Genomic DNA, 21,671 nt, shown 5'->3' with positions numbered 1-21,671 from the left:
ACCGTCGCGGCGGTCACCTCAGCCCAGGGCCGAGGTGGCCGCCGTTTCGGTCGATCCGATGATGGCGACACGGTCTGCCCGAAAGTGCGTGAAGCTCAGTTCGGACGGGCGGCCATCGGTGTCGCGAGTGATCAACTCGCGCAGCAATACCGGCGCACCCACCTGCATATCCAGCAGTTCGGCCGCCCGTTCCTGACAGGAGATCGCTTCGACGACCGAGCTGCTCCCGCCGTAGGTGGTGCCGAAGATTCGTCGATGAGCGACGGCGATGGGCGGATACTCCGAGTGGTTGCTCTCGATGCGTTCGGTGAATTCGTCGATCTCGAAATCCGTGATGCAGTAGCCGACACGCAGATACAGAGGCTTTCCACCCATGCGGCCGATCTGCTCGAGGAGAATCACCGAATCGACCTCGGTGCCGATGAATTCTTGAATGACGGTGGGCGCGGCAATACGTCTGCACTCCAACGTTTCGACCGTCAAGCGGCCCTCGTCCGGCATTCCGGCCCAGGCCCTCGGCCCCACCTCGCCTTCTCGCACCGCCACGATGTCGTGGGCGATCGACGTACCGGCACGGCGCGCGCGGAGCACGACACCATCGTCTGCGAGCATCTGAAGTGCTTTTCGCACAGCGTTTCTCGTTGCGCCGAGCGACTGGATGAGATGCTGCTCGGACAGAATCTCGTCGTGGGGCATCGTGCCTCGGCGGATCCCCGACCTGATCAGCTCGTACACACGGCGGGGTGAGGTGACGAACTTCTCGGAGCGGTTCGTCTGGGCGCGGAGATACCGTGCTCGTTGTTCGTCGGCCTGTCTGCGTAGATGAGCTGCGACAGAACCGGATTCGTCATCGAAGAAGGGGCGGGTCATCTGTCATCGCCTTTCGGGGATGCGCATGGGAGAGCCGAGGTGGCCGCGACGTCGAGATCACCAGTGATGACTGCGAGCATATCGGACATCGGTGCTGGTTTCGCTGCCTGCGCTGCGGCCTTAACCAAGAAACTTATGAAGAAATCCCTGCTCAGGCCGCTGTGTGGGCGGCGCATGGGCTGCGTAATGTGCTGTTTACCGTCGACGAGGCTGTGGGAAACACCGAACCGCGACCATGGACACCGTCCTCGAATCGACAGCGTATCGGCAGGAGTTATCTATGACGACAACCGCAGAGCCAGAATCGCTTTCGGTCACCCATCGCGATCATGACACCGATGACTACTCGCCGGTAACCGGCCGACCGGTCCTCGATGTCCAAGACCTCACCGTGACGTACGGAACCGGTGACTCGGCTGTGGTCGCGGTGGACAAGGCATCGTTCGAGATCGCACCCGGTGAGAGGGTGGCGCTGGTGGGCGAGTCGGGTTCGGGTAAGTCGACGCTGGCCATGACAATCGCGGGTTTGATCGATGTATCCGCGGGTGCCACCATCGAATCGACGCTCCTCGAATTCGAGGGAAAGCCGGCGCAGCCGTCGACCGGCCGCAGTGTGCCGCGCAGAACCGACGGCATCGCGATGGTGTTCCAGGATGCGATGACTGCGCTGGATCCCGTGTGGACCATCGGGGGACAGTTCAAGCACGTCCTCGCCGGAGTGGGCGTCACCCGGAAACGCGAACGAGTGGACCTGACCGAGCACTGGCTGAACAAAGTCGGGCTTTCCGATACCCGTCGCGTGATGCGCAGTCGGCCCTACGAGCTGTCCGGCGGTATGCGCCAGCGAGTGATGACGGCCCTGGCGCTGTGCGGATCACCCCGACTGCTCATTGCCGACGAACCGACCAGTGCACTCGACGCGTCGCTGGCCCGCGGAACGATGGAATTGCTGCAGAACCTGACCCAGGAGCAGGGGACTGCACTGCTCATCGTCAGTCACGACATCAAGCTGTGTCTCGAATTCTCCGACACCATGCTGGTGATGTACCGCGGTGAGCTGGTGGAGCAGAAGGCGTCCGCCGACATAGCAACGACAGCGACGCATCCGTACACCAAGGGACTGCTGGGTTGTGTGCCCACACTCGCGAATCGCTCGGCGACGAGGCTTCCCGTGCTCCGGGATTTCATTCCTGCCTGAGCCCCGTGGGGATCAGTTCCACATCGCCCGCTGCTCGACAGCACAAATCCGTGTGCAGTGTCGGTTCAACAGGAGATGTCTCCCCACGGAGCGGCGGGCGCCGCCCGGGTTGGCGTGGTCTCTAATGCTCCGGCGCGAGAATGATGTCGAATTCGACCCTCGACCAGGTGTTTTCGCCCAGTTCTCGGCCGTCGGGGGTGGGGGTTCCCGCAGGCTGCTCCACGAAGTCCTTGATGAGCGAATCCTTGACGCCGAACACCGAATCGCGATCGAGCAGTTCGTCGCCGCGCACGAAGATGTGGGTGATCAGTGTCCGTTTACCCTCGGCGGTGACCATGAAGTGCAGGTGCGATGCCCGCATCGGCGAGCGTCCGGCGGCGTCGAGCATCCGTCCGACGGGGCCGTCGAAGGGAATCGGGTAGGGAGTCGGAGTGAGGCCCCAGAACGCGAACTTCCCGTTGTCGTCCGAGAACAGGTGACCGCGAGCGGCAACCCGTCCGTCGGAGTACTGGACGTCGTAGAAACCGTCGTCGTCGGCTTCCCACACCTCGATCCGGGCATTCGCAACGGGTTCACCTGATATATCGGTGACCGTCCCCTCGACCCAGCATGCCTGGCCCGGTGCGCCGTGGGAGATGTCTCCGCCCGACTCGATTGCGGGGGCGTCGTCGACGAAGAACGGACCGAACACCGTCGACTCCGTTTCACCGGCGATCGCTTCGTTGTTGACGGTCACGGTCTGCATCGAGGCACCGAAAACATCGGACAGCAGGATGAATTCCTGACGCCGGTCATCGGTGATGTGACCGACTTCGGTGAGGAACTCGATGGCCTTGGCCCACTCGTCCTCGGTCAGTCGGACTTCTCGAATGAACGCATGGAGATGCTCGGTCAACCCGGTGAGGAGTTCTCGCAGTCGCGGATCGGGGGTGTCGGCGAAGCTGGCGACGACCTTGTCGGTCAGCGCACGCTCTCGGCCACTCTGCTCGGATGAGACGTCGGTGCGGTTGCCGATACCCATGTCAGCGGTCCTCGTTCTCGGAAGTCGTTCCTGCCCAAGCATTACGGAGCAATACCATGAGCGATTCGGCAGTGACCGGCCGCGGATTGGACGCGGGAGCTGCCTCGAGAACGAGAGCAACGGCCTCGTCGAGATCGGACTCCTTCAGGCCGTAGTCACGCAGCGCGGTCGGTGCCTCGAGTTCGGTGCGGAGCGACCACAGTCCCTCCACCGCAGTGGCGGTCCCGAAAGCCGCCGCGATGCGTTGCTCGGCCGCGGGTGCGTACGGAGCGTTGTGCTCGAGTACGTGTGGCAGCACGATCGCATGGGTCTGCGCATGCGGCATGTTGTACGTGCCTCCGAGCACATGGCAGATCTTGTGATGCAATCCGGATCCCGCGGACGCGAAGGCGACCGCAGAAAGGTAAGCGCCGTAAAGGGTTTGCTCATGGCCGGATTGGCTGGAGGAATCTCGCTTGATGTCTCGAAGTCCGCTGGAGAGAGCCGTGATGGCCTCCACTGCGAGAGTGGAATTGATCGGATCCGCCCGAGGAGCCCACATCGAGTCGACGGAATGCGCCAGGGCGTTGAGTCCGGACGCCACACTCAATTCCACCGGAAGGGTCAGCAGCGAGAGCACGTCGTAGATCACCGTGGTGGGGAGCACTCGCGCGTCGACACCGGTGGTCTTACGTGACGCCTCGGTCAGTCCCCACACGTTCGTGGCCTCCGAGCCCGCGTACGTGGTGGGAATGGCGACGATGGGAATGCCGCTGGTGAGGGCGACCGCTTTCGCCAGACCGGTGGTCGAACCTCCGCCGATGGAGACCAGCAGATCCACCTCGTGTTCGATGGCCGCGGCGCGCGCCTTCTCCGCAGTCTCGATCGGAACATGCTGCACCACTTCGGAATACATCAACCGTGGCTCGATCTCGCGGCACAGCGATGTCGCCAGCTCGGTTTCGGCGGGGCCTGCGATGACCATGACCGACGTTGCGCCGAGTCGAGTGGCCTCGGCAGCGAGGTTGGATGCGGCCTTGCCCGCTCCGAACAGAACGCGTTGAGCGAGTGAGTCGTGCTCGAATTCGAGCATCCGTACCTCCGGTGTGTCGGTGAGTCGAGTGTGTATCAGTGCGAGGGACGCGGAGTCGGCTGGTAGGCGAGCAGCAGCCACTGGTCGTTCTCCTTGACCCACACCGCAATCGAGTTGTTCACCAGTTCTTTCTCTTTGCCGTTGGCGGTGATGCTCGCGTTCATTTCGCCGACGACGATCGCGGTGTCGCCCGAGACGAGAATGTCCTCGGTCGGGTGGTCGATGCGGTGGTAGACGTAGAAGCCGGAGGTGACCTTGTTCAGGTACGAGTCGACCGTGTCGCGGCTGCCGTCGGAGTGGGTGTAGACGAGGTTCGGGTGGCAGCAGCTCGCGAAGGCATCGAGGTCGCCGTCGACGATTGCCGTGTAGCGCTTGTTCTCGAGCTCGGAGATCGTGGCCTTGATGGCGTCGATATCGAGTTCCTGTGCCTGTGTCATGGGGATTCTCCTGAAAAGTCGAGCGGCCGCAGATGTGCCGGTAGGTGACGACGGTAGGCAGCCGAAGAGCAAGTGTCAACTGTCACAGAACACCTTTGATGCGCGTGTTCGACGGCTCGTCGAGCAGAGCCGTACCGGACGAATCGGCGTCTTACGTGGCATCAATGCAGGTGAACGATGATCGAAGCGTGCGCGGAGTGGTGCACGGCATTACCTGCTTGACAAAGTGACCCACTGCACAGTTCAATCAGGACAGGACATTCATGCAGCAATGGTGGACATTCTGACGCGATGTGCCGCGTGCGACGCGCACAGCTGACTTGCTCGCTACAGAACCTGCCGCCGGCTCCACCACCCTCATCGCCCGATCAACGGAGAACTCTCGTGACATCACATGGTCAATCGGTTGGAGAACCGGCTCCCTCGGCGGGCGTCGAGCCCACTCCAGGAAACGAACGATCGTCGGCAGGCGTAGTGGGGACGGCCCTCAGCGGACGAGCTCGAGGCGCTGTCGCCATCGGAATTGCCACCGTAGTTCTGTTCCTGATCAGCGCCCTGCTCGCGCCGCAGAGCGTCAGCAGTGGCGCGATATCGGCGATGTTGCCGTTCGCGGCGATCCTCGCGGTCGTCGCGATCGGACAGACCCTGGTCGTGCAGCAGGGCGGTATCGATCTTTCGGTACCGGGCGTGTTCTCACTGTCGGTCGTTGTGGTCACCAAGCTCGCCAGTAGCGGTACGACCGGTGCCATCGTCATGGCCGTGATCGCAGCACTGCTCATCTCCGCAGTGGCCGGAGCGGTTTCGGGCTTCGTCGTCGCGCGATTGAGTGTTGCTCCGATCGTCGCGACTCTGGGTATGAATGCACTGCTCATCGGCGCGACCTGGGCGGTCTCCGAGGGTGCCGCACGTCGTACCCCGACCGGACTGTCCGATGTCATCGGATCGACGGTGCTCGGAGTCCCGGTGACCGTCGTCGTCGCGGTCGTCCTGACGATCATCGTCGGGGTCGTCGTTCGCCTCACCCCGACCGGACGCATCTTCGAGGCCGTCGGTGCCAATCCGCGGGTGGCCGTCGCGGCAGGCATCGCACCGCTGCGCTACACGTTGAGCGCGTATTCCGTGGCCGCCGTGCTCTACGCCGTCGCCGGCGTGTTGCTGACCGGCATCGTCAACACTCCTGGAATCAGCGAGGGCAACACCTACCTTCTGCCGTCGGTGGCCGCAGTGGTTCTCGGTGGCACATCGCTGCTCGGCGGTAAGGGCAGTGTGCTCGCCTCGTTGATCGCCGCAGTCTTCTTCACCCAGGTCGACCGTTTGGCGTCGACTCTGGGACTCGCGTACGGCTGGCAGATCCTCATCCAGGCTCTCGCGCTCGGCCTCGGTGTGGCCTTCCACAGCGGTTTCCGGCCCGGACGCACCCGTCGCACGGCTGCCGTCGAGGAACCCAGGAAGCCGGTCGAGGTGTCATGACCGCCGGCACACGGGACCTGCCCCGCTACGACATTCGTTCTTCCCCCTTGACTCGAGGACACCATCGATGAAGCTCAAGACCTACACCCTGCGGATGATGACGCTGTTGCCTGTCGCCGCCCTGATCGCGGGCTGCTCGGTGGGCGGCTTCGAGACCGTGTCCAGCAGCGAGCCACGGCCGGACTGGTGCGGCCCCAACTCTGCCGTCATCGGATTCGCTGACGGCAGCGGTGGAAACAGTTGGAAGCGAACCAACTTCGCCGAACTGCAGGACGAACTCGCCAAGTGCTCGTCCGTCACGGACTTCATCACCACCGATGCCCAGGGTGACACGCAGAAGGCGATCGCCGACATCAAGAGCCTCGGCGCTCAGGGCGTCGACGGAATGCTCGTGTTCCCCGACTCGGGCAAGGCCGTTCTTCCGGCGCTGCGCTACGAGTACAAGGCCGGCGTCGCCGTCGTTCCGTACCGAATTTCTCCCGGTGGCTCCGAGGGGTCGGAGTACACCACCTTCGTGGCCGCGGACTTCGGCGCGATCGGCCGCCTGTATGCCGAGTGGCTGGTGAAGTCGCTGCCCAACGGTGAGGGCAACGTTCTGTTCCTCGGCGGACCGCCCGCGAACTCTCAGGATCTCGCGGAATACGAAGGCATGCAGGAAGTCCTGGCCGATCATCCGGGTATCAAGTTGATCGGCGACCAGCCGTTCACCGTCACCAACTGGACGCCCGCGGAAACCCAGCAGGCCACCTCGACGATGCTGTCGCGCTTCCCGCAGATCGATGCGGTCATGACGGACTTCGCCGCGACCAGCATCATGACGGCATTTCAGCAGGCCGGCCGTCCGCTTCCGCTGATCGCGTCGGCCGATTCCAACGGATTGTCGTGCCAGTACGAGCAATTGAAGGACGCCAATCCCGGGTTCGAGCTGTTCACGGTCACCTCGCAGACCTACATGGTCCGGTTGGCCGTCCAGCACGTCGTGGCCGAGGCCACCGGAGGCGTCGCACCCGAGTCGAAAGTCGATGTGCCGGTTGCCTTCGAGGACTCGATCAGTGGCGCACCGAGCGCACCGATCTGTGAGCCGAATCTGCCCGAGGACGCGCTCCTGTCGAGCACGCTCGATCCGCAGCGCATCGGAGAGGTACTGCAATGACACGTCCGATCACACCGCAGCCAGTGCTGTCAGGAGCTTCGATGAACGAGAGATCCACGTCCACAGTCACTCTCGCCGAGCCGTACCTTCAGGTCCGCGGAATCGGCATGACGTTCGGCCCGGTGACCGCACTGGCCGGTGTCGACATCGACATCAGGCCGGGGCAGGTGCACGCGCTCTTGGGTGAGAACGGCGCAGGCAAGTCCACTCTGATGTCGATCATCTCCGGAACGCTGACCCCGACGTCGGGATCGGTGGTCGTCGCGGGCAACGAGCGGACCGACCTGACTCCTGCCGACGCACTCGCCCTCGGCATCTCCATCGTCCATCAGACTCCCGCGTTGCTGCCGGACCTGACGGTCGCCGAGAATCTCGTTCTCGCCATTCCCCGCCATCTGCGCCCCTCGGTCTTCGAGATGGGGCCGTGGGTCACCGAGAAGCTGGCGGTGGTGGGATGCACGGTCCACCCGGACACCAAGTGCGCCGACCTCCCCATTGCCGAGCGTCAACTGATCGAGATCGCCAAGGCACTCGCGATCGACACCAAGGTGCTCATTCTGGACGAGCCGACGGCACCACTGGTGCAGGACAAGGTGGATCTGCTCTTCGAGCAGGTTCGTCGGTTCGCCGCAGCCGGGGTTGCGGTCGTCTACATCACCCACCGCATTCCCGAGGTCCGGGAACTGGCGGACACGATGACCATTCTTCGCGACGGCCGGGTGCGCGGCTCCTACGATCCACAGTCCCTCACCGACGACGAGATCATCACGCTCATCGCAGGACGCGACGTCGACGCAGTGTTCCCGCCGAAGGGCACCGGCCCGAGTGCGGAGGGCCTCGTCGTCGAGAATCTGTCGAGCCCCGATTTCGAGGACATCTCGTTCACGGTCGGTGCGGGCGAGATCGTCGGTCTCGCCGGTGTCGCGGGCAACGGTCAGGTGGCGTTGCTCCGTGCCCTGGCCGGTCTCTCCGAATCCACCGGCACCGTTCGGTTGGGCGGTGATCGGTTGACGCTGAAGTCGTCCGCCGACGCGCACCGCGCCGGAATCGCGTTCATGCCTGCCGATCGCGCGGGAGAAGGTGTGTTGCCGGAGTTCTCGATCCGGGAGAATTCCGCCCTCGGCGCGTTCGGGCGATTCGTGTCCAACGGCATCATCGACAAGGGCCGCGAGAGTCGACTCACGACGGCGATGGCCAAGGCCCTGACCGTCAAGGCCCCGAGCGTCGAGACCTCGGTAGGGAACCTCTCCGGAGGCAACCAGCAGAAGGTGGTCCTGGCCCGAGCGTTGCTGTCCGAGCCCACGCTCGTTCTGGCCGAGGAGCCGACGCAGGGCGTCGACGCCGGGGCCCGCGCCGAGATCTATTCGCAGTTACGAGCGGCCGCGGACGACGGTATGGCAATAGTCGTGCTGTCCTCCGACGCCGTCGAACTCGAGGGATTGTGCGACCGGGTTCTGGTCGTCTCCCGCGGTGCCGTCGTCGAGTCCCTCAGCGGTGACGCGGTGACCGAGCACAACATGATGCAAGCCATGGTGTCGGCCACCGGACACCGAAGTGCTGCGGCGGCAACGGGAGTCGGGGCGGTGGACAAGCCTCCGAGCAAAATCGCTCGATCACTGCCCGCGTACACATTGCTCGGGGCCATCGTGCTGCTGTCCCTGATCGCCACGACGCAGAACGCACGGTTCCTCGGTGAAGCCAACCTCGTATCGGTACTGCTCACCACCACGGCGCTCGGTTTCATCGCGCTCGGCCAGATGCTGGTGGTGATGACCGGCGGCATCGATCTGTCGGTGGGTCCTCTCACCGGGCTGGTGCTGGTGATCATGTCGTTCTTCTGGTTCGACGGGGCGTCGGTGGGAAGTCTGGTGGCCGGTGTTGCGGTCGCCGTCGCCGCCGCGATCATCGTCGGCGCAATCAACGGCGGATTGATCCGCGGCCTCGGCTTCACCGCTGTGGCAGCGACACTGGTGACCTACATCGGTATTCAGGGAATCTCGCTGCTGCTCCGACCGGAGATCGACGGATACGTCGACTTCGCCATTCTCGATGTCATCAACTACAGCGTCGGCCCGGTTCCCGTGGCCTTCGTGGTCGCTGTACTCGCAGCCGTGGCGCTCGGTGCCGTTCTGCGCTTCGCTCGGCCCGGAATAGCGCTTCGCGCTTCGGGATCGGACAGCGTCATCGCCGAAAAGATGGGCGTCCGCACCGGCCTCACCGTCACCGCGGCCTACATCGGCTGCTCGTTGATGACGATGCTGGGCGGCATCATGCTGGTCGGTCAGGTCGGCGTCGGTGACCCGAACCAGGGAATCGGTTTCACCCTGTCGGCCATCACCGCAGTCGTCGTGGCCGGAACGCTGCTGCGCGGCGGTAGCGGTTCGCCGATCGCAGTACTGCTCGGAGCGCTTCTGCTGCAGGTGATTCTGGCCCTCGCCAACTTCCTGCGCCTCGATACGGCCTGGCAGTACTGGCTGCAGGGCGCCATCGTCATCGTGGCCGCCGTCCTGTACATCGCTCTGCAGCAGCGCAATTCGGCCCGCACGCACTGACCTTCCGCACAAGAACGTCACACAGAGGAGACAGCAGTGAAAGCACTCAGATTCGTCGCAGAGAACAAGGCCGAGGTTGCCGACCTCGATATCCCGGCGATAGCGGCAGACGAGGTTCTGATCGCCGCACGGTCGGTCGGCGTCTGCCATTCCGATATCGAACTGCTCGAGGGCCGCTACATCATCCCGTTCGAGTACCCGATCATTCCCGGCCACGAGTGGTCCGGTGAGGTGGCGACGGTGGGTGCCGACGTCGACGGCTTCCAGGTGGGCGACCGTGTCGTCGGCGAATGTGTCATCGGCGAGGACCACTTCGGGTTCTCCATCAGCGGCGCAGCGGCGGAGTTCTTCGTCGTCAAACCTGCGTGGCTGCACAAGCTTCCCGACGAGGTCTCGTTCACCAGCGGCGCGCTGGTCGAACCGTTCAGCTGCGGCTACTACGGGTTGATGCGCGCCGGAAACGTCAACGCGAGCGACGTACTCGTCGTGCTCGGAGCCGGACCGATCGGGCTCGGGGTGGTTGCCGGTGGCGCCGCGCTCGGGGCGACGACCATCGTGGTCGAACCTTCCGAGGGCCGCCGGCAGGCGGCGCTGAAACTCGGTGCTGCACATGCGGTGACCCCGGACGAGGTGGACGAACTGCTCGGCAAGGTGAGCAACGGACGAGGTGCCGATGTCGTCGTCGAGGCAACGGGCCGTCCCGAGGTGATGGCCAGTGCACTCGAACTCGCCGGGCATCGCGCCCGAGTGGTGTACATCGGTATCGACGTCGGACGATCGGCACCGGCGAAACTGGGGCTCATCCAGTCCAAGGAACTCGACATCCGCGGCGCGATCGGCTCGCCGGGCGTGTGGCCGGCGACGCTGCGTTTCATCGCCAGGAGCGGGCTCGATCTCGGTGGACTGGTGACCCGTGAAATCGCGGCCGACGATGCCGTGACCGCTCTCGACGAGGCACAGAAGCCGGCCGAGAACATCAAGGTGCACATCACCTTCGACGCAACTCTCTGAAATCCCGAAACCCATACGACACCGAGGACCTTTCATGTCTCGTCTGACCGACAAAGTCGCCATCGTCACCGGATCCGGCAAGGGGATGGGGCGTGCCATGGCAACGCTGTTCGCTGCGCACGGAGCTGCCGTCGCCGTCACCGACGTCTCCGAGAGGGACGGAGTGGAGACCGTCCGCCTGATCGACGAACAGGGCGGTCGGGCGGCGTTCTGGCGATTGGACGTCAGCGACGAGGCCGAGGTGTCCTCGGTGTTCGAGCAGGTGTCCGAGGAGTTCGGGAAGCTCGACATCCTCGTCAACAACGCAGGTATCTCGGGTGTCGACAAGCCCACCCACGAGGTCACCGAGGCAGAGTGGGACGCAGTCTTCGCGGTCGATGTGAAGGGTGTCTTCTTCTGCACCAAGCACGCGATCGGGCACCTACGGGCCAACGGCGGCGGCAGCATCGTCAACATCTCGTCGATCTACGGACTCGTCGGATCGCACGAGATGGCCCCGTATCACGCCGCCAAAGGCGCGGTCACAATCATGACCAAGAAGGACGCGGTGACGTACGGACGCGACGGCATCAGGGTGAACTCCGTCCACCCCGGCACCATCCTGACTCCGTTCGTGCGTGAACTGGCCGAACGCAGCGAAGGCGGGCTGCGCGGCTACCTCGACATCATGGAGCCCAAGCATCCGATCGGTCACGTCGGTGAGCCGGAGGACGTCGCCAACGCGGTGCTGTTCCTGGCCAGTGACGAGGCCCGCTTCGTGCACGGTGCCGCGCTGGTGGTCGACGGCGGTTACACGGCGGTGTGAGACCGCATCATTTCTGCCGACCGACCACGAACCAGATTGCGACACAGGTCTCGTCGTGCGGGTTGCTCAGCCGGTGCGGAATGGACGAGTCGAAGTGGAGACTGTCACCCGGTCCGAGCACCTGGCGGGCAAAAGCGACCTGAATCTCCAATCGTCCGGACAGGATGTGGATGTACTCCTTGCCGCCGTGGTTCATCAGGTTGTCTGCGGGGCAGGATTCGGTCCCGGCCGGGTAGGTGACTCGGAGGAACTCCACCTCCGGGTCGTCGTCCGGTGTCAGTCGTTCCCAGCGGACACCACCGAGGTACAACTCGGGTCGTTCGTCGGCCCGCTGCAGGCCGGGAAGCGCTCCCACCTCTGGGAGCGGCTGAACCGAGGACGCTCGCGCACTGCCGTTCGCGTGGGCTACCTCGGTTCGGTCCGCGAGCTTCGGCCGAGTCGACGGTGTAGGCCGCGGAGATTCGAGGTCATGCGGTGCTACGTCTTCGGCCATCAGAGAGTCGAGCGAGAGACCCAACTCGGTGACCATGGCGTACAGCGTGCCCACCGAGGGTGCCGTCCGTCCGAGCTCGACCTGAGAGATGAAGCTGGGGGACAGATGAACTCGACGTGCCATCTCCCGCAACGACATGTTCGCCTTCTCGCGCGCTCCACGCAGTCGCAAGCCCATTTGCGCGTTCATCTGAACGGCTGTCTCGGCCGATTCGACCTCGACGCTCTCTTCGGTCATTCTTCCGTCGCCTCCCACCTCTGCATTCAACGTCGCCCCCTGATGCCGGGTGTACGCACCCACTGGACGGACCGTAGTGCATCGATTGTCTCATTGCTCGGTCATTCCGCTGTTCCAGCTTCTCGCACAGGTTTTCGTGCCGTAACCGCTTGGAACTGAACATGTGCAGTGTTACTCTACACTTAAGAAGTTGCGTGCATCACATTCGAAATTCGTCCAGGAGGAATTGTGCCCGACACCATGCAGGCGGCCGTGTACTACGGCGCGCGCGACATCCGCGTCGAGGAGGTTCCGGTTCCGCGACGCGCGTCGGGTGAAGCGCTCGTCCGTGTTCTGCGCTCGGGTATCTGCGGCACCGACGCCTCGGAATGGGTGGCCGGACCCAAGACCTTCCCGGTACTGCGGCGGCACCCCAACAGTGGACATCAGGGCCCGTTGATCCTCGGCCACGAATTCGTCGGCGAGGTGGTCGAAGCAGACCCCGACTCCGAGAACAAGATCGGAGATCTGGTGGCTACCGGGGCCGGAATCTGGTGTGGCACATGCCGACGCTGCAAAGAAGGCCGCACCAATCAGTGCGCGACCTACAAGACCCTCGGACTCAACGTCGACGGCGGCATGGCGGAGTTCGCGAGCGTCCCGTCGAAGACACTGCGAGCGTTGCCCGAAGGACTGTCCGTCGACTATGCCGGACTCGCTCAGCCATTGGCCGTCGGCATTCACGCTGCGCGGCGCTCGGGTGCCCGTGACGGTGACAACGTCGTCGTCATCGGTGCCGGTGCCATCGGTTCGTTCGTCCTCGCCGGCCTGAAGCACCTGGTGGAAGCCGATGTCACCGTCGTCGACTTCCCGGGGAAGCGGCTCGATCGTGCGACGCGCCTCGGAGCGCATCGCACGCTGACTCCGTCCGAGGACCTCGTCGCGCAGATCATCGAGGCACTGGGCGGAAAGAAGCCGGACGTCGTCATCGAAGCAAGTGGAGCGCCCGGCCAATTGGTCTCGGCGTTGACCATGGTGGCCGATGGCGGCCGCGTACTCGCAGTAGGAATTCCCAAAGAGAAACCGGAGCTGGACGTGCATTCGCTCGTTTTCCGAGAGATCACTCTCGAGACCACCTTGGCCCACGTATGCGACACCGATCTACCTGCCGCACTGGACATTCTGAACACCGGACCGCTCGGCCAGGAGCTGGCCGAGGCGCCCGTGGGGCTGGCAGATCTGCCCGCGGCGCTGGAGCGGCTCTCGACCGGCAAGGTCGAAGGCAAGGTCCTCATCGATCCGGCGCTCCGATGAGCGCGCCCAGCAAGGCGGCGCTCGTCATCGGTGCCACCGGGATTGCCGGCCAGACGATCTCGCGTCAGCTCGTCGACACAGGGTGGACCACCTACGGTCTGGCCCGCGGCACGACCAATCCGGTCGAGGGCGTGGTGCCGGTCTCGGCGAATCTGCTCGATCCGGAGTCGTTGGCTGCAGCACTCGACGGCGTCGACCCGGAGATCGTGTTCATCACGGCCTGGATGAAGCAGGACTCGGAGGCCGAGAACATCGAGGTCAACGGCAGCATCATCCGAAACGTCCTCGGCGCGATGAAGGGCAAGTCCGCGCTGCGTCACGTCGCGCTGATGACCGGCCTGAAGCACTATCTCGGCCCGTTCGACGATTACGCGACCGGTGTCATGGCCGAAACCCCGTTCCACGAGAGCGAACCCAGGCTGCCGAACCCGAACTTCTACTACACCCAAGAGGACGAACTGTTCTCGGCGTCGGAAGAGCAGGGGTTCACCTGGAGTGTGCACCGAGCGCACACCGTCTTCGGTTACGCGGTGGGGAACGCGATGAACATGGCGCTCACGCTGGGCGTGTATGCCGAGATCTGCCGCGAGACCGGTGCGCCGTTCGTGTTCCCCGGGTCGGATACCCAGTGGAACGGCTTGACCGACATCACCGATGCAGACCTTCTCGCCGAGCAGATGATCTGGGCGGCAACACATGTCGAGGGCGAGAACGAAGCCTTCAACATCGCGAACGGTGACGTGTTCCGGTGGCGCTGGATGTGGCCCCAGATCGCGGAGGCGTTCGGCGTCGAACCCGTCGGTTTCGCCGATGCCCCCAAGCCGCTCGACGAACGCATGGGTGACGCCGCGAAGGTATGGACCGAGATCGCGGCGAAGCACGATCTGGTCGAAGCAGATGTCGATCGTCTGGCGTCCTGGTGGCATACCGACGGCGACCTGGGCCGCGACATCGAATGCCTGACCGATATGACCAAGAGCCGCGAGGCCGGTTTCCTCGGGTTCCGATCCACGTTCGAGAGTTTCTTGGACAAGACCGAGAGCTACCGCGCGGCCGGAATTCTCCCGAGGAGTCACCGATGAACGAACAGTCACAGTTCACGAACAAGGGTGCAATCGTCACCGGTGCCGGCAGCGGTATCGGCCGGGCAGTGGCGCATCGGCTGGCGTCGTTGGGTGCCCGGGTGCTCGCCGTCGACATGAACATGGCGGCCGCAGAGCGAACGGCAGCGGAGTCGGAGGGCGAGATCCATCCGTTCGCCGCCGACGTGTCCGTTCACGATCAGGTGAAGGCGTATGCGGATGCTGCGACCTCGCTGATCGGCGAACCGCGACTGTTCTTCAACAACGCCGGTGTCGAGGGCGTGCACAAGTCCATCGTCGATACCACCGAGAACGAATGGCGATCGGTCGTCGACGTCAACCTCAACGGCATGTTCTTCGGGCTCAAGAACGTGCTTCCGCTGCTGCAGCGGTCCGGCGGCGGAGCGGTGGTCAACACCGGTTCGATTCTCAGCCTCAAGGGCGCTCCTGATCGCTCCGACTACGTGGTGACCAAGCACGCCGTTCTGGGGCTGACCCGCAGTGCTGCAGCAGAATCCGCGGCCCACGGCATTCGGGTGAACTGCATCTGCCCCGGACCGGTCGACACTCCGTTGATGTCGAGGTCCGAAAGCCTGGTCAATCCGGACGATCCGAACTTCGAGCGCGACCGGTTCATCGAAGACACACCGCTGCGGCGGTACGGATCTCCCGAGGAGATCGCCGAGCTGGTGGTCTTCCTGCTGCGCGAGGACGTCGGCTATCAGACCGGTTCCGCAGTCACCATCGACGGCGGAATCACCGCGGTCTGACGCAGGATCTCGTCCCTTCACACAGATTTTCGACTTCAGGAGAAAGCTAATGCGCGCTGCGGTATTTCACGACCGACACGATGTACGGGTAGAAGACGTTCCGGCCCCGAAGGTGGGCCCGGGCGAGGTTCTGCTTCGACCGTTCTTCTGCGGCATCTGCGGAACGGACCTGCACGAGTACGCCTTCGGTCCGATCGTCATTCCGACCGAACCCCACGCACTCACCGGTGCGAAAGCGCCGCAGGTGTTCGGACACGAATTCTCGGCGCGCGTAGTCGAGATCGGCTCCGACGTCGAGTCGGTCGCAGTGGGCGATCGCGTGTCGGTCATGCCGCTCGTCACCTGCGGTAAGTGCTACTACTGCCGGCGCGGACTGAACCATCTGTGTGTGATCATGGCCTGCACCGGTCTGAGCTGGGGCGGCGGAGGAATCTCCGAACTGGTTGCGGTGCAGGAACAACAGGTATCGGTGCTGCCGGACAGCGTCAGTGATGTCCAGGGCGCGCTGATCGAGCCGGCAGCGGTGGCCGCCTACGGCGTCGATTGCACCGGGATGCGCGCTGGGGACACCATTCTCATCACCGGAGCGGGACCGATCGGTGCCCTGTCCGCTCTGTATGCACATGCGTCGGGCGCGGCAAAGATCATCGTGTCGGAGCCGAATGCCAAGCGCCGCGCGCTGATCGAGGCATTCGGTATCGCAGAGGTACTGGATCCGACGGTGCAGGACGTGCCCGCCGCCGTTCGCGCGCTGACCGGCGGTATCGGAGTAGACGCCGCAGCGGAATGCTCGGGTCACCAGCACGGATTGACGGCCGCACTCGACAGCGTCCGCTCCGGAGGAACCGTCGCGCAGGTCGGTCTGCACGTCAAGCCGGCGACGATCGATCCCATGGCCATGTCCAACAAGGACCTGACTCTGGTGGGTACCTGGTGCTACCCGGTGTACGACTGGCCGCGCATCATCGCGCTGGTCGCGTCGGGACGCTACCCGGTGGAGAAGGTCGTCAGCGAAATCATCGACGTCGAGAACATCGTCGCCGACGGATTCGAGCGGCTGCTCGACCCGAACGGTGACGCCCAGAAGCTTCTGGTGCGAGTCGGCGACGCACCGACGTCCTGATCGACACCCAAGCACACACTTTGTGGCCCGCCCCACGCTAGGAGAGACAATGCACATCGGATTCGCCGGAGTCGGCCGCATGGGTACCCACATGGTGCGCCGCTTCCTCGAGGCGGGCCACACGGTCACCGCCTACGACCTGTACTTGACGGCGGATACCGCGCCGGCCGAACTGGTCGATCTGGGAATGACGATCACCACGACGCCCGCCGATCTGGCGCGAGCCGAGATTTCATTCAGCATGTTGCCCGACGCGGCAGCGACCGAGGAGGTGCTGTTCGGTGCGGACGGAATCGCGACAGCCGGTGCGGCGGAACACCTTCATGTGGTGATGGGAACGGTAGGACCGACTGCAGTGCGCGAGTTCGCCGAGCGCGCAGCAGGATCGGGCACCGCGGTGGTCGACGCCCCGGTATCGGGCAGTGTGAGCCTGGCCGAGACCGGGCAGATCACAACGATGGTCGGGTGCGACGACGAACAGTTCACCTACCTGAAGCCGGTGTTGGAGGCAGTGACGCGCGCGCAGTTCCACACCGGTGCGGCCGGCACTGCCTCGGTGGCGAAACTCGCCGTCAATTCGGTTCTCGCAGCACTGAACCAGGCCGTTGCCGAAGCACTGATTCTCGGTGAGTCGGCTGGTTTGGCACCGGCCGCCCTGTACGAGGTGTTGGGCTCGAGTGCGGTGGCTGCGCCGTACGTGGGCTACAAGAAGGAACACTTTCTCGATCCGGCCGCGGCTGGTGTGGCGTTCCCGTTGTCGCTCTTGCACAAGGACGTAGGCCTCGGACTCGCGCTCGCCCGCGACCACGGGCTCGAGCTTCCCCAGGCCACCACCGTCGGGAACGTTCTCGACGGAGCGTTGGACTCCGGACTCGGGGCCAAGGACATGGCCGCGGTGCTCGAGTTCTTGCAGTCGTCCGAGCGCTGACCGTCAGACCATCGCCTCGTACACCGCCCGGACGTACTGCTCCGCGCGGTCCGAGCCGATGATTCCGGGCCCCATTCGGTTCATCACGTAGGAGATGGTCAGCTTCGAATCTGGGTGCAGAACGGTCAGTGATCCGCCCCAGCCTCCCCAGAAGCAGATCTTGCCGTCGGGGATGTAGGGAATCGATTCGTGTTGTGGGAGGGCAAAACCCAGGCCGAAGCGCAACGGAATGCCCAGTGCCAGATCGACTCCGTTCGATTGCTCCTCGAAGATCGTGTCGATGGTCTCCGGGCTCAGCAGTCGTATGTCGTCCACAGTTCCGCCTCGGGAGATGACCGACAGGATTCTCGCGACCGATCGTGCGTTGCCGTGCCCGTTGAGTGCACCCATGTCCGCGGCACGCCATGCCGCGGTGTTCGCGGACGAGGCCTGGACCAACGGTCCGAGAAAGGTCTTGCGACGCACCATCGTCGGATCGGGCACGGCATCATCGGTCGGCGGGGGCGGCGGAACCACATCGGCGATCCGGGCCCAGTCGCTATCGGCGGCACCGATCTGGAAGTCGGCTCCGAGAGGACCGGCAATCTCGTCGGCGACGAACTGCCGCAACGATTTTCCGGTGACGCGGCGGACGACCTCTCCGATCAGGTGGCCCTGGCTGGCCGCGTGATACCCCGATGTGGTGCGCGAATCCCACCATGGGGCCTGCTCAGCCAGACGCGAGGTCGACAGTTCCCAGTCGTAGAGGTCCTCTTCGCTGAACGGCCTGTCCCATCCCGAGACTCCGGAGGTGTGCGACAGCAGGTTCCGGACCGCGATGTTTTGTTTGCCTGCGGCTGCGAACTCGGGCCAGTAGGTCGCGACCGGCGCATCGGGATCGAGCACTCCACGGTCGATGAGCATCAACGCCGCCAGGCACGTCACCATCTTCGTCGTCGACCACACGTTGGTGATCGTGTCCGACTCCCACGGCAGTGTGCGCTCGGTATCGCGATAGCCGCCCCAGAGGTCGACGGCGGTGTGGCCGTCGATGTCGACCACGATGGACGCGCCGAGTTCCTCTCCGCTGTCGAGGTTGGCCGCCAACTTCTCGCGCACGCCCGAGAAGCGTGGGTCGCAGTGACCGTCAATTGCCATGTGATGCCCCCAGAATGCGGTGAACGGCCAATTCGACGTAGTTGTCGGCGACGTCGTCGATGCTGAGTTCGCCGCCGTCGTGGAACCAGTTGCTGATGCCGTTGAGCATGTCGGTCAGAGCGAACGACGCCAGACGTGCATCCGGGACAGTGAATTCACCGCTACGCATTCCGGCCGTGATCACGTCGCGGACGCGTCGTTGGTACTGGCGGCGGTAATCCTCGATGACAGTGCGGTGCTCGGGGGTGAGTGAGGCCAACTCGTGCAGCCCGACGATGTACTCCACCCGTCGACGGTTCAGATGTACCAGGTGCGCACGCACCAGAGACGACAGGCGTTCGGTAGGGGTCCCGGCCGCGTCGAGCAGCGGCAGGTTCTCCTCGGCCGGCTCCTGCGTGACCGTCAGGCAGATCGCGAAGAGGATGTCTTCCTTGGACGGGAAGTGGTGGTAGAGGCTGGCACCCTTGATGCCGACAGCGTCGGCGATGTCGCGCATACCCACGTTCGAGTAGCCCTCACGCGCAAAGATATTCGCGGCGTTGGCCACGATGTCGTCTCGCCGTTGGCGAGTGCGCACCTGACGGGGCAGGGGACTGACCTCGGCGGGCTGCGTCATACGGTCTCCTCGACCGCCGCCAGCAGCCGCAGTTCACGCTTGAGGATCTTGCCCTGCGGGTCGACGGGCAGTTCGGCCACGATGTGCACCGACTTCGGGGCCTTGTACGACGCCAACTCGGTGCGGCAGTACTCGATGATCGCGGCCGGGTCGGCGGTCACCCCGTCGCGTGCGATGACGAAGGCCGTCACGGCCTCGGACCAGTACGGGTCGGGCACTCCGACGACGGCGGCGCGCAGCACATCCGGGTGCGTGTGGATGGTGCGTTCCACTTCCTGCGACGACACGTTCATCCCTCCCGACTTGATCATGTCCTTCATCCGATCGTAGAAGAACAGGTTGCCGTCGGTGTCGATGCGCACCATGTCGCCGGTGTGTACCCAGCCGTCCCGGAACACCTCGGCGGTGCGTTCGGGGTCCTTGAAGTAGCCGAGCATCACCGATGGAGTGCGACAGAGCAATTCACCGATCTCGCTCTCGTTGCCCGCGGGGTCGACCACCTTGATCTCGAGGTGGGTGACGGGCTTGCCGATCCACGACGCGTCGCCGTCGGGAATGTCGTCGAGGGTCGTGAACCAGCCGACCGAGCCGAGCTGCGAGAGTTCCGACTGTCCCCAGTAGGTGCCCCAGATGGCCTCGGGTGCGGCGGCGGCCCAGGCGCTGATCGTGTGCGGCGACACCTGGCCACCGTAGGTGAGGCAGCGCCGGACCTGGCTGACGGTCTCGGGTCCGAACTGCTCGTCACGGGCCAGGGCCAGATAGAACGTCGGCGTCTGCGCGATGACGGAGATCTTCTCGGCGGCGATGATGCGCAGCGATTGAGCCGGATCGACCGTTGCGGGCAGTACGAGGGTGGCCCCCATCAGCGTCAGGGTTGTCATCGAGCCGAGTCCGGCGATGGTGTGGAAGGGCATGACGAACAGCCAGGTGTCTTCCGGTCCGGTGCGCAGGCCCCAGCTCCACGCGGGCGCGGTGGAGATGAGGAAGTTGCGGTGCGGGATCATCACGCCCTTGGGTGCCGCTTCGGTTCCGGAGGTGTAGATGACCATCGCGACGTCGTTCTCGTCCATGTCGACGTCCGGCTCGGTGGACGGGGTGTTCGCGGTCAGTGCGGCGTATTCGGTACCGAAGGTCACCAGGGTGGTGGTGTCCGGCTTCACCGACGAGATGATCTCGGCGTAGGCCGGATCGGCTACTACCACAGTCGGTTCCGCGTGTTCGAGTTGGTGCTTCACCTCGGCCGCGCGATACATCACGTTGATGCCGGTGAAGGCCGCACCCGCTTTGAGCGTGCCGTAGTACGCCACGACCACGTCGACGCTGTTACGAGCCATCGATGCGACGCGGTCGCCCGAGGTCACTCCGAGATCGACCAGCAGGTTGGCGAACTGGTTTGCGCGAGAATCGAGTTCGCCGTACGTGGTGACTTCACGGGTGCCGTCCGCCGCGTAGCTGATGAACGCGACCTTGTTCGGCTGAGTCCGCGCATGGCGACGCAGTTGATCGCCGATGGTGGCGCGGCCGATGGGGGAGCGGTGGTGGATGGCGGTACCGGGCACGGCGGACTCCTCGAGATGCGAGCTGTTAAAGGGCAGGGGAGAGGGCAGCGGAGTCGAACATCGGCTGCGAGAACGTCTCTGCCGCAACGATTTGCTCAACCGGGTCACGAGTAAGCCTGCGCGGGAACGACTTCTCGGGATACCCGACCGCGATGTGCGCGGCGGTGATGTAGTCGTCCGGGATCCCGAGCAGTTCGCGAATAGCGGGCTCCTCGTGGCACAGCAACGTCGTCACCGCGGTCGCGACGCCCTGATCGCGCAGGCTCAGGCACAGGTTCTGCACGGTGGGGTAGATGGATGCGCCGCCGACGACGGAGAGTCGGCCGAGTTCGTGGTCGGTGGGGTGCAGTCCGTCCAACGCGGCGCAGACCACCACGATGGCGGGTACCTCGTGGAGGTGGCGGGCGAAGTAGTCGGCGTCCTGCACGGTCTTGGGCAATGCGCCGACGGCGACGGTTCCGCCGGTGATGCCGGCGAAGTAGGCGTCCCACATCGGGAGGTAGAGATCGGCGAGGGCCTGCTTGCGGGCGGCGTCGCGTACGACGATCCATCGCACGGGCTGACGGTTGCCGCCCTGCGGGCCGAAGCGGGCGACGTCGAACGCGGCCTTGAACACCTCGTCGGGAACAGGATCGCTGAGGTACCGCCTGCAGGTGCCGGTGGTGCGCATCGCCTCGGTGAGTTCCATGGGTGTGTCCCTTCGCCTGTCCGCTGTTAGGTAGTGCCATGAAGCATCGTGTGGCGTGGGCCACATTGTCAAGGGTCAAGATGCTGTGAATCTGAGGATCTCGAAACCCTTGCGCAGATTTACCTAACCGTGGTTAGTTGAGCTGTCGGAGTCGGA

General features: G+C 64.3%; 20 protein-coding genes. 11 read left to right on the top strand and 9 right to left on the bottom strand.

The genetic code is table 11. The annotated features are described in order from the left end of the window. Positions 1 to 18: 18 nt before the first annotated feature. Positions 19 to 870: a GntR family transcriptional regulator gene (locus CH268_RS12710; RefSeq protein WP_032384821.1), complete on the bottom strand. Its 852-nt coding sequence runs from the start codon at positions 868 to 870 to the stop codon at positions 19 to 21. Between the two features lie 280 nt (positions 871 to 1,150). Here CH268_RS12710 and CH268_RS12705 point away from each other — a divergent pair, with 280 nt between their 5' ends. Beyond that, positions 1,151 to 2,068: an ABC transporter ATP-binding protein gene (locus CH268_RS12705; protein ID WP_094664421.1), complete on the top strand. Its 918-nt coding sequence runs from the start codon at positions 1,151 to 1,153 to the stop codon at positions 2,066 to 2,068. Between the two features lie 121 nt (positions 2,069 to 2,189). Here the strand turns inward: CH268_RS12705 and CH268_RS12700 are convergent, their stop codons facing one another. From CH268_RS12700 to CH268_RS12690, 3 genes are read right to left on the bottom strand one after another with little or no spacing between them, the layout of a single operon-like run. Beyond that, complete coding sequence (locus CH268_RS12700) at positions 2,190 to 3,089, bottom strand: dioxygenase family protein (protein WP_094664419.1); 900 nt, start codon at positions 3,087 to 3,089, stop codon at positions 2,190 to 2,192. A 1-nt stretch (position 3,090) separates the two neighbouring features. Then, complete coding sequence (locus CH268_RS12695) at positions 3,091 to 4,161, bottom strand: maleylacetate reductase (protein ID WP_094664536.1); 1,071 nt, start codon at positions 4,159 to 4,161, stop codon at positions 3,091 to 3,093. Positions 4,162 to 4,196: 35 nt separating this feature from the next. Beyond that, positions 4,197 to 4,598: a nuclear transport factor 2 family protein gene (locus tag CH268_RS12690; protein ID WP_094664417.1), complete on the bottom strand. Its 402-nt coding sequence runs from the start codon at positions 4,596 to 4,598 to the stop codon at positions 4,197 to 4,199. A 384-nt stretch (positions 4,599 to 4,982) separates the two neighbouring features. On the opposite strand from CH268_RS12690, the gene CH268_RS12685 reads away from it, so the two are divergent. The 5 genes from CH268_RS12685 (at position 4,983) to CH268_RS12665 (ending at position 11,589) form a co-directional block, all read left to right on the top strand. Next, positions 4,983 to 6,068 carry an ABC transporter permease gene (locus CH268_RS12685; RefSeq protein WP_094664415.1) on the top strand — a complete coding sequence of 362 codons (1,086 nt, stop codon included), beginning with the start codon at positions 4,983 to 4,985 and terminating at the stop codon, positions 6,066 to 6,068. 67 nt (positions 6,069 to 6,135) lie between these two features. After that, entirely contained in the window at positions 6,136 to 7,221 is a 1,086-nt protein-coding gene (locus tag CH268_RS12680; protein ID WP_094664413.1) for an ABC transporter substrate-binding protein, read from the top strand. Between the two features lie 41 nt (positions 7,222 to 7,262). Then, on the top strand, positions 7,263 to 9,773 hold the full coding sequence (locus tag CH268_RS12675) for an ATP-binding cassette domain-containing protein (RefSeq protein ID WP_094664534.1): 2,511 nt from the start codon (positions 7,263 to 7,265) through the stop codon (positions 9,771 to 9,773). Between the two features lie 36 nt (positions 9,774 to 9,809). Further along, positions 9,810 to 10,784 carry a zinc-dependent alcohol dehydrogenase gene (locus CH268_RS12670; protein WP_094664411.1) on the top strand — a complete coding sequence of 325 codons (975 nt, stop codon included), beginning with the start codon at positions 9,810 to 9,812 and terminating at the stop codon, positions 10,782 to 10,784. Positions 10,785 to 10,818: 34 nt separating this feature from the next. Beyond that, positions 10,819 to 11,589, top strand: a complete 771-nt coding sequence (locus CH268_RS12665; protein ID WP_094664409.1) for an SDR family NAD(P)-dependent oxidoreductase — start codon at positions 10,819 to 10,821, stop codon at positions 11,587 to 11,589. A 7-nt stretch (positions 11,590 to 11,596) separates the two neighbouring features. Here CH268_RS12665 and CH268_RS12660 read toward each other — a convergent pair whose 3' ends face one another. Beyond that, positions 11,597 to 12,319, bottom strand: coding sequence for a helix-turn-helix domain-containing protein (locus CH268_RS12660; RefSeq protein WP_094664532.1), 723 nt, complete (start codon positions 12,317 to 12,319; stop codon positions 11,597 to 11,599). Positions 12,320 to 12,547: 228 nt separating this feature from the next. Here CH268_RS12660 and CH268_RS12655 point away from each other — a divergent pair, with 228 nt between their 5' ends. The 5 genes from CH268_RS12655 to CH268_RS12635 are packed head-to-tail and all read left to right on the top strand — an operon-like array spanning position 12,548 to position 17,515. Then, a complete protein-coding gene (locus CH268_RS12655; protein ID WP_094664407.1) occupies positions 12,548 to 13,612 on the top strand; it encodes a zinc-dependent alcohol dehydrogenase in 1,065 nt (354 codons plus the stop codon). Further along, positions 13,609 to 14,694, top strand: coding sequence for an SDR family oxidoreductase (locus CH268_RS12650; protein WP_094664405.1), 1,086 nt, complete (start codon positions 13,609 to 13,611; stop codon positions 14,692 to 14,694). The genes CH268_RS12655 and CH268_RS12650 overlap by 4 nt, the downstream gene beginning before the upstream one ends. Next, positions 14,691 to 15,464, top strand: coding sequence for an SDR family NAD(P)-dependent oxidoreductase (locus CH268_RS12645; RefSeq protein ID WP_094664403.1), 774 nt, complete (start codon positions 14,691 to 14,693; stop codon positions 15,462 to 15,464). The genes CH268_RS12650 and CH268_RS12645 overlap by 4 nt, the downstream gene beginning before the upstream one ends. A 49-nt stretch (positions 15,465 to 15,513) precedes the next feature. Then, entirely contained in the window at positions 15,514 to 16,587 is a 1,074-nt protein-coding gene (locus CH268_RS12640) for a 2,3-butanediol dehydrogenase (protein WP_094664401.1), read from the top strand. Between the two features lie 49 nt (positions 16,588 to 16,636). Next, on the top strand, positions 16,637 to 17,515 hold the full coding sequence (locus CH268_RS12635; RefSeq protein WP_094664530.1) for an NAD(P)-dependent oxidoreductase: 879 nt from the start codon (positions 16,637 to 16,639) through the stop codon (positions 17,513 to 17,515). A gap of 3 nt (positions 17,516 to 17,518) precedes the next feature. Here CH268_RS12635 and CH268_RS12630 read toward each other — a convergent pair whose 3' ends face one another. The 4 genes from CH268_RS12630 to CH268_RS12615 are packed head-to-tail and all read right to left on the bottom strand — an operon-like array spanning position 17,519 to position 21,515. After that, a complete protein-coding gene (locus CH268_RS12630; RefSeq protein WP_094664399.1) occupies positions 17,519 to 18,652 on the bottom strand; it encodes a serine hydrolase domain-containing protein in 1,134 nt (377 codons plus the stop codon). Then, positions 18,642 to 19,268, bottom strand: coding sequence for a TetR/AcrR family transcriptional regulator (locus CH268_RS12625; RefSeq protein ID WP_094664397.1), 627 nt, complete (start codon positions 19,266 to 19,268; stop codon positions 18,642 to 18,644). Before CH268_RS12625 ends, CH268_RS12630 begins: the two co-directional genes overlap by 11 nt. Continuing rightward, entirely contained in the window at positions 19,265 to 20,827 is a 1,563-nt protein-coding gene (locus CH268_RS12620) for a class I adenylate-forming enzyme family protein (protein WP_094664395.1), read from the bottom strand. Before CH268_RS12620 ends, CH268_RS12625 begins: the two co-directional genes overlap by 4 nt. A gap of 25 nt (positions 20,828 to 20,852) precedes the next feature. Further along, entirely contained in the window at positions 20,853 to 21,515 is a 663-nt protein-coding gene (locus tag CH268_RS12615; RefSeq protein ID WP_094664393.1) for a nitroreductase family protein, read from the bottom strand. Positions 21,516 to 21,671 lie beyond the last annotated feature (156 nt).

Source organism: Rhodococcus sp. 06-1460-1B (assembly GCF_002258475.1).
Lineage (GTDB): Bacteria > Actinomycetota > Actinomycetes > Mycobacteriales > Mycobacteriaceae > Rhodococcoides > Rhodococcoides fascians.
The sequence above is the reverse complement of the archived record's forward strand: the minus strand, read 5'-3'. Positions and strand labels throughout refer to the sequence as shown.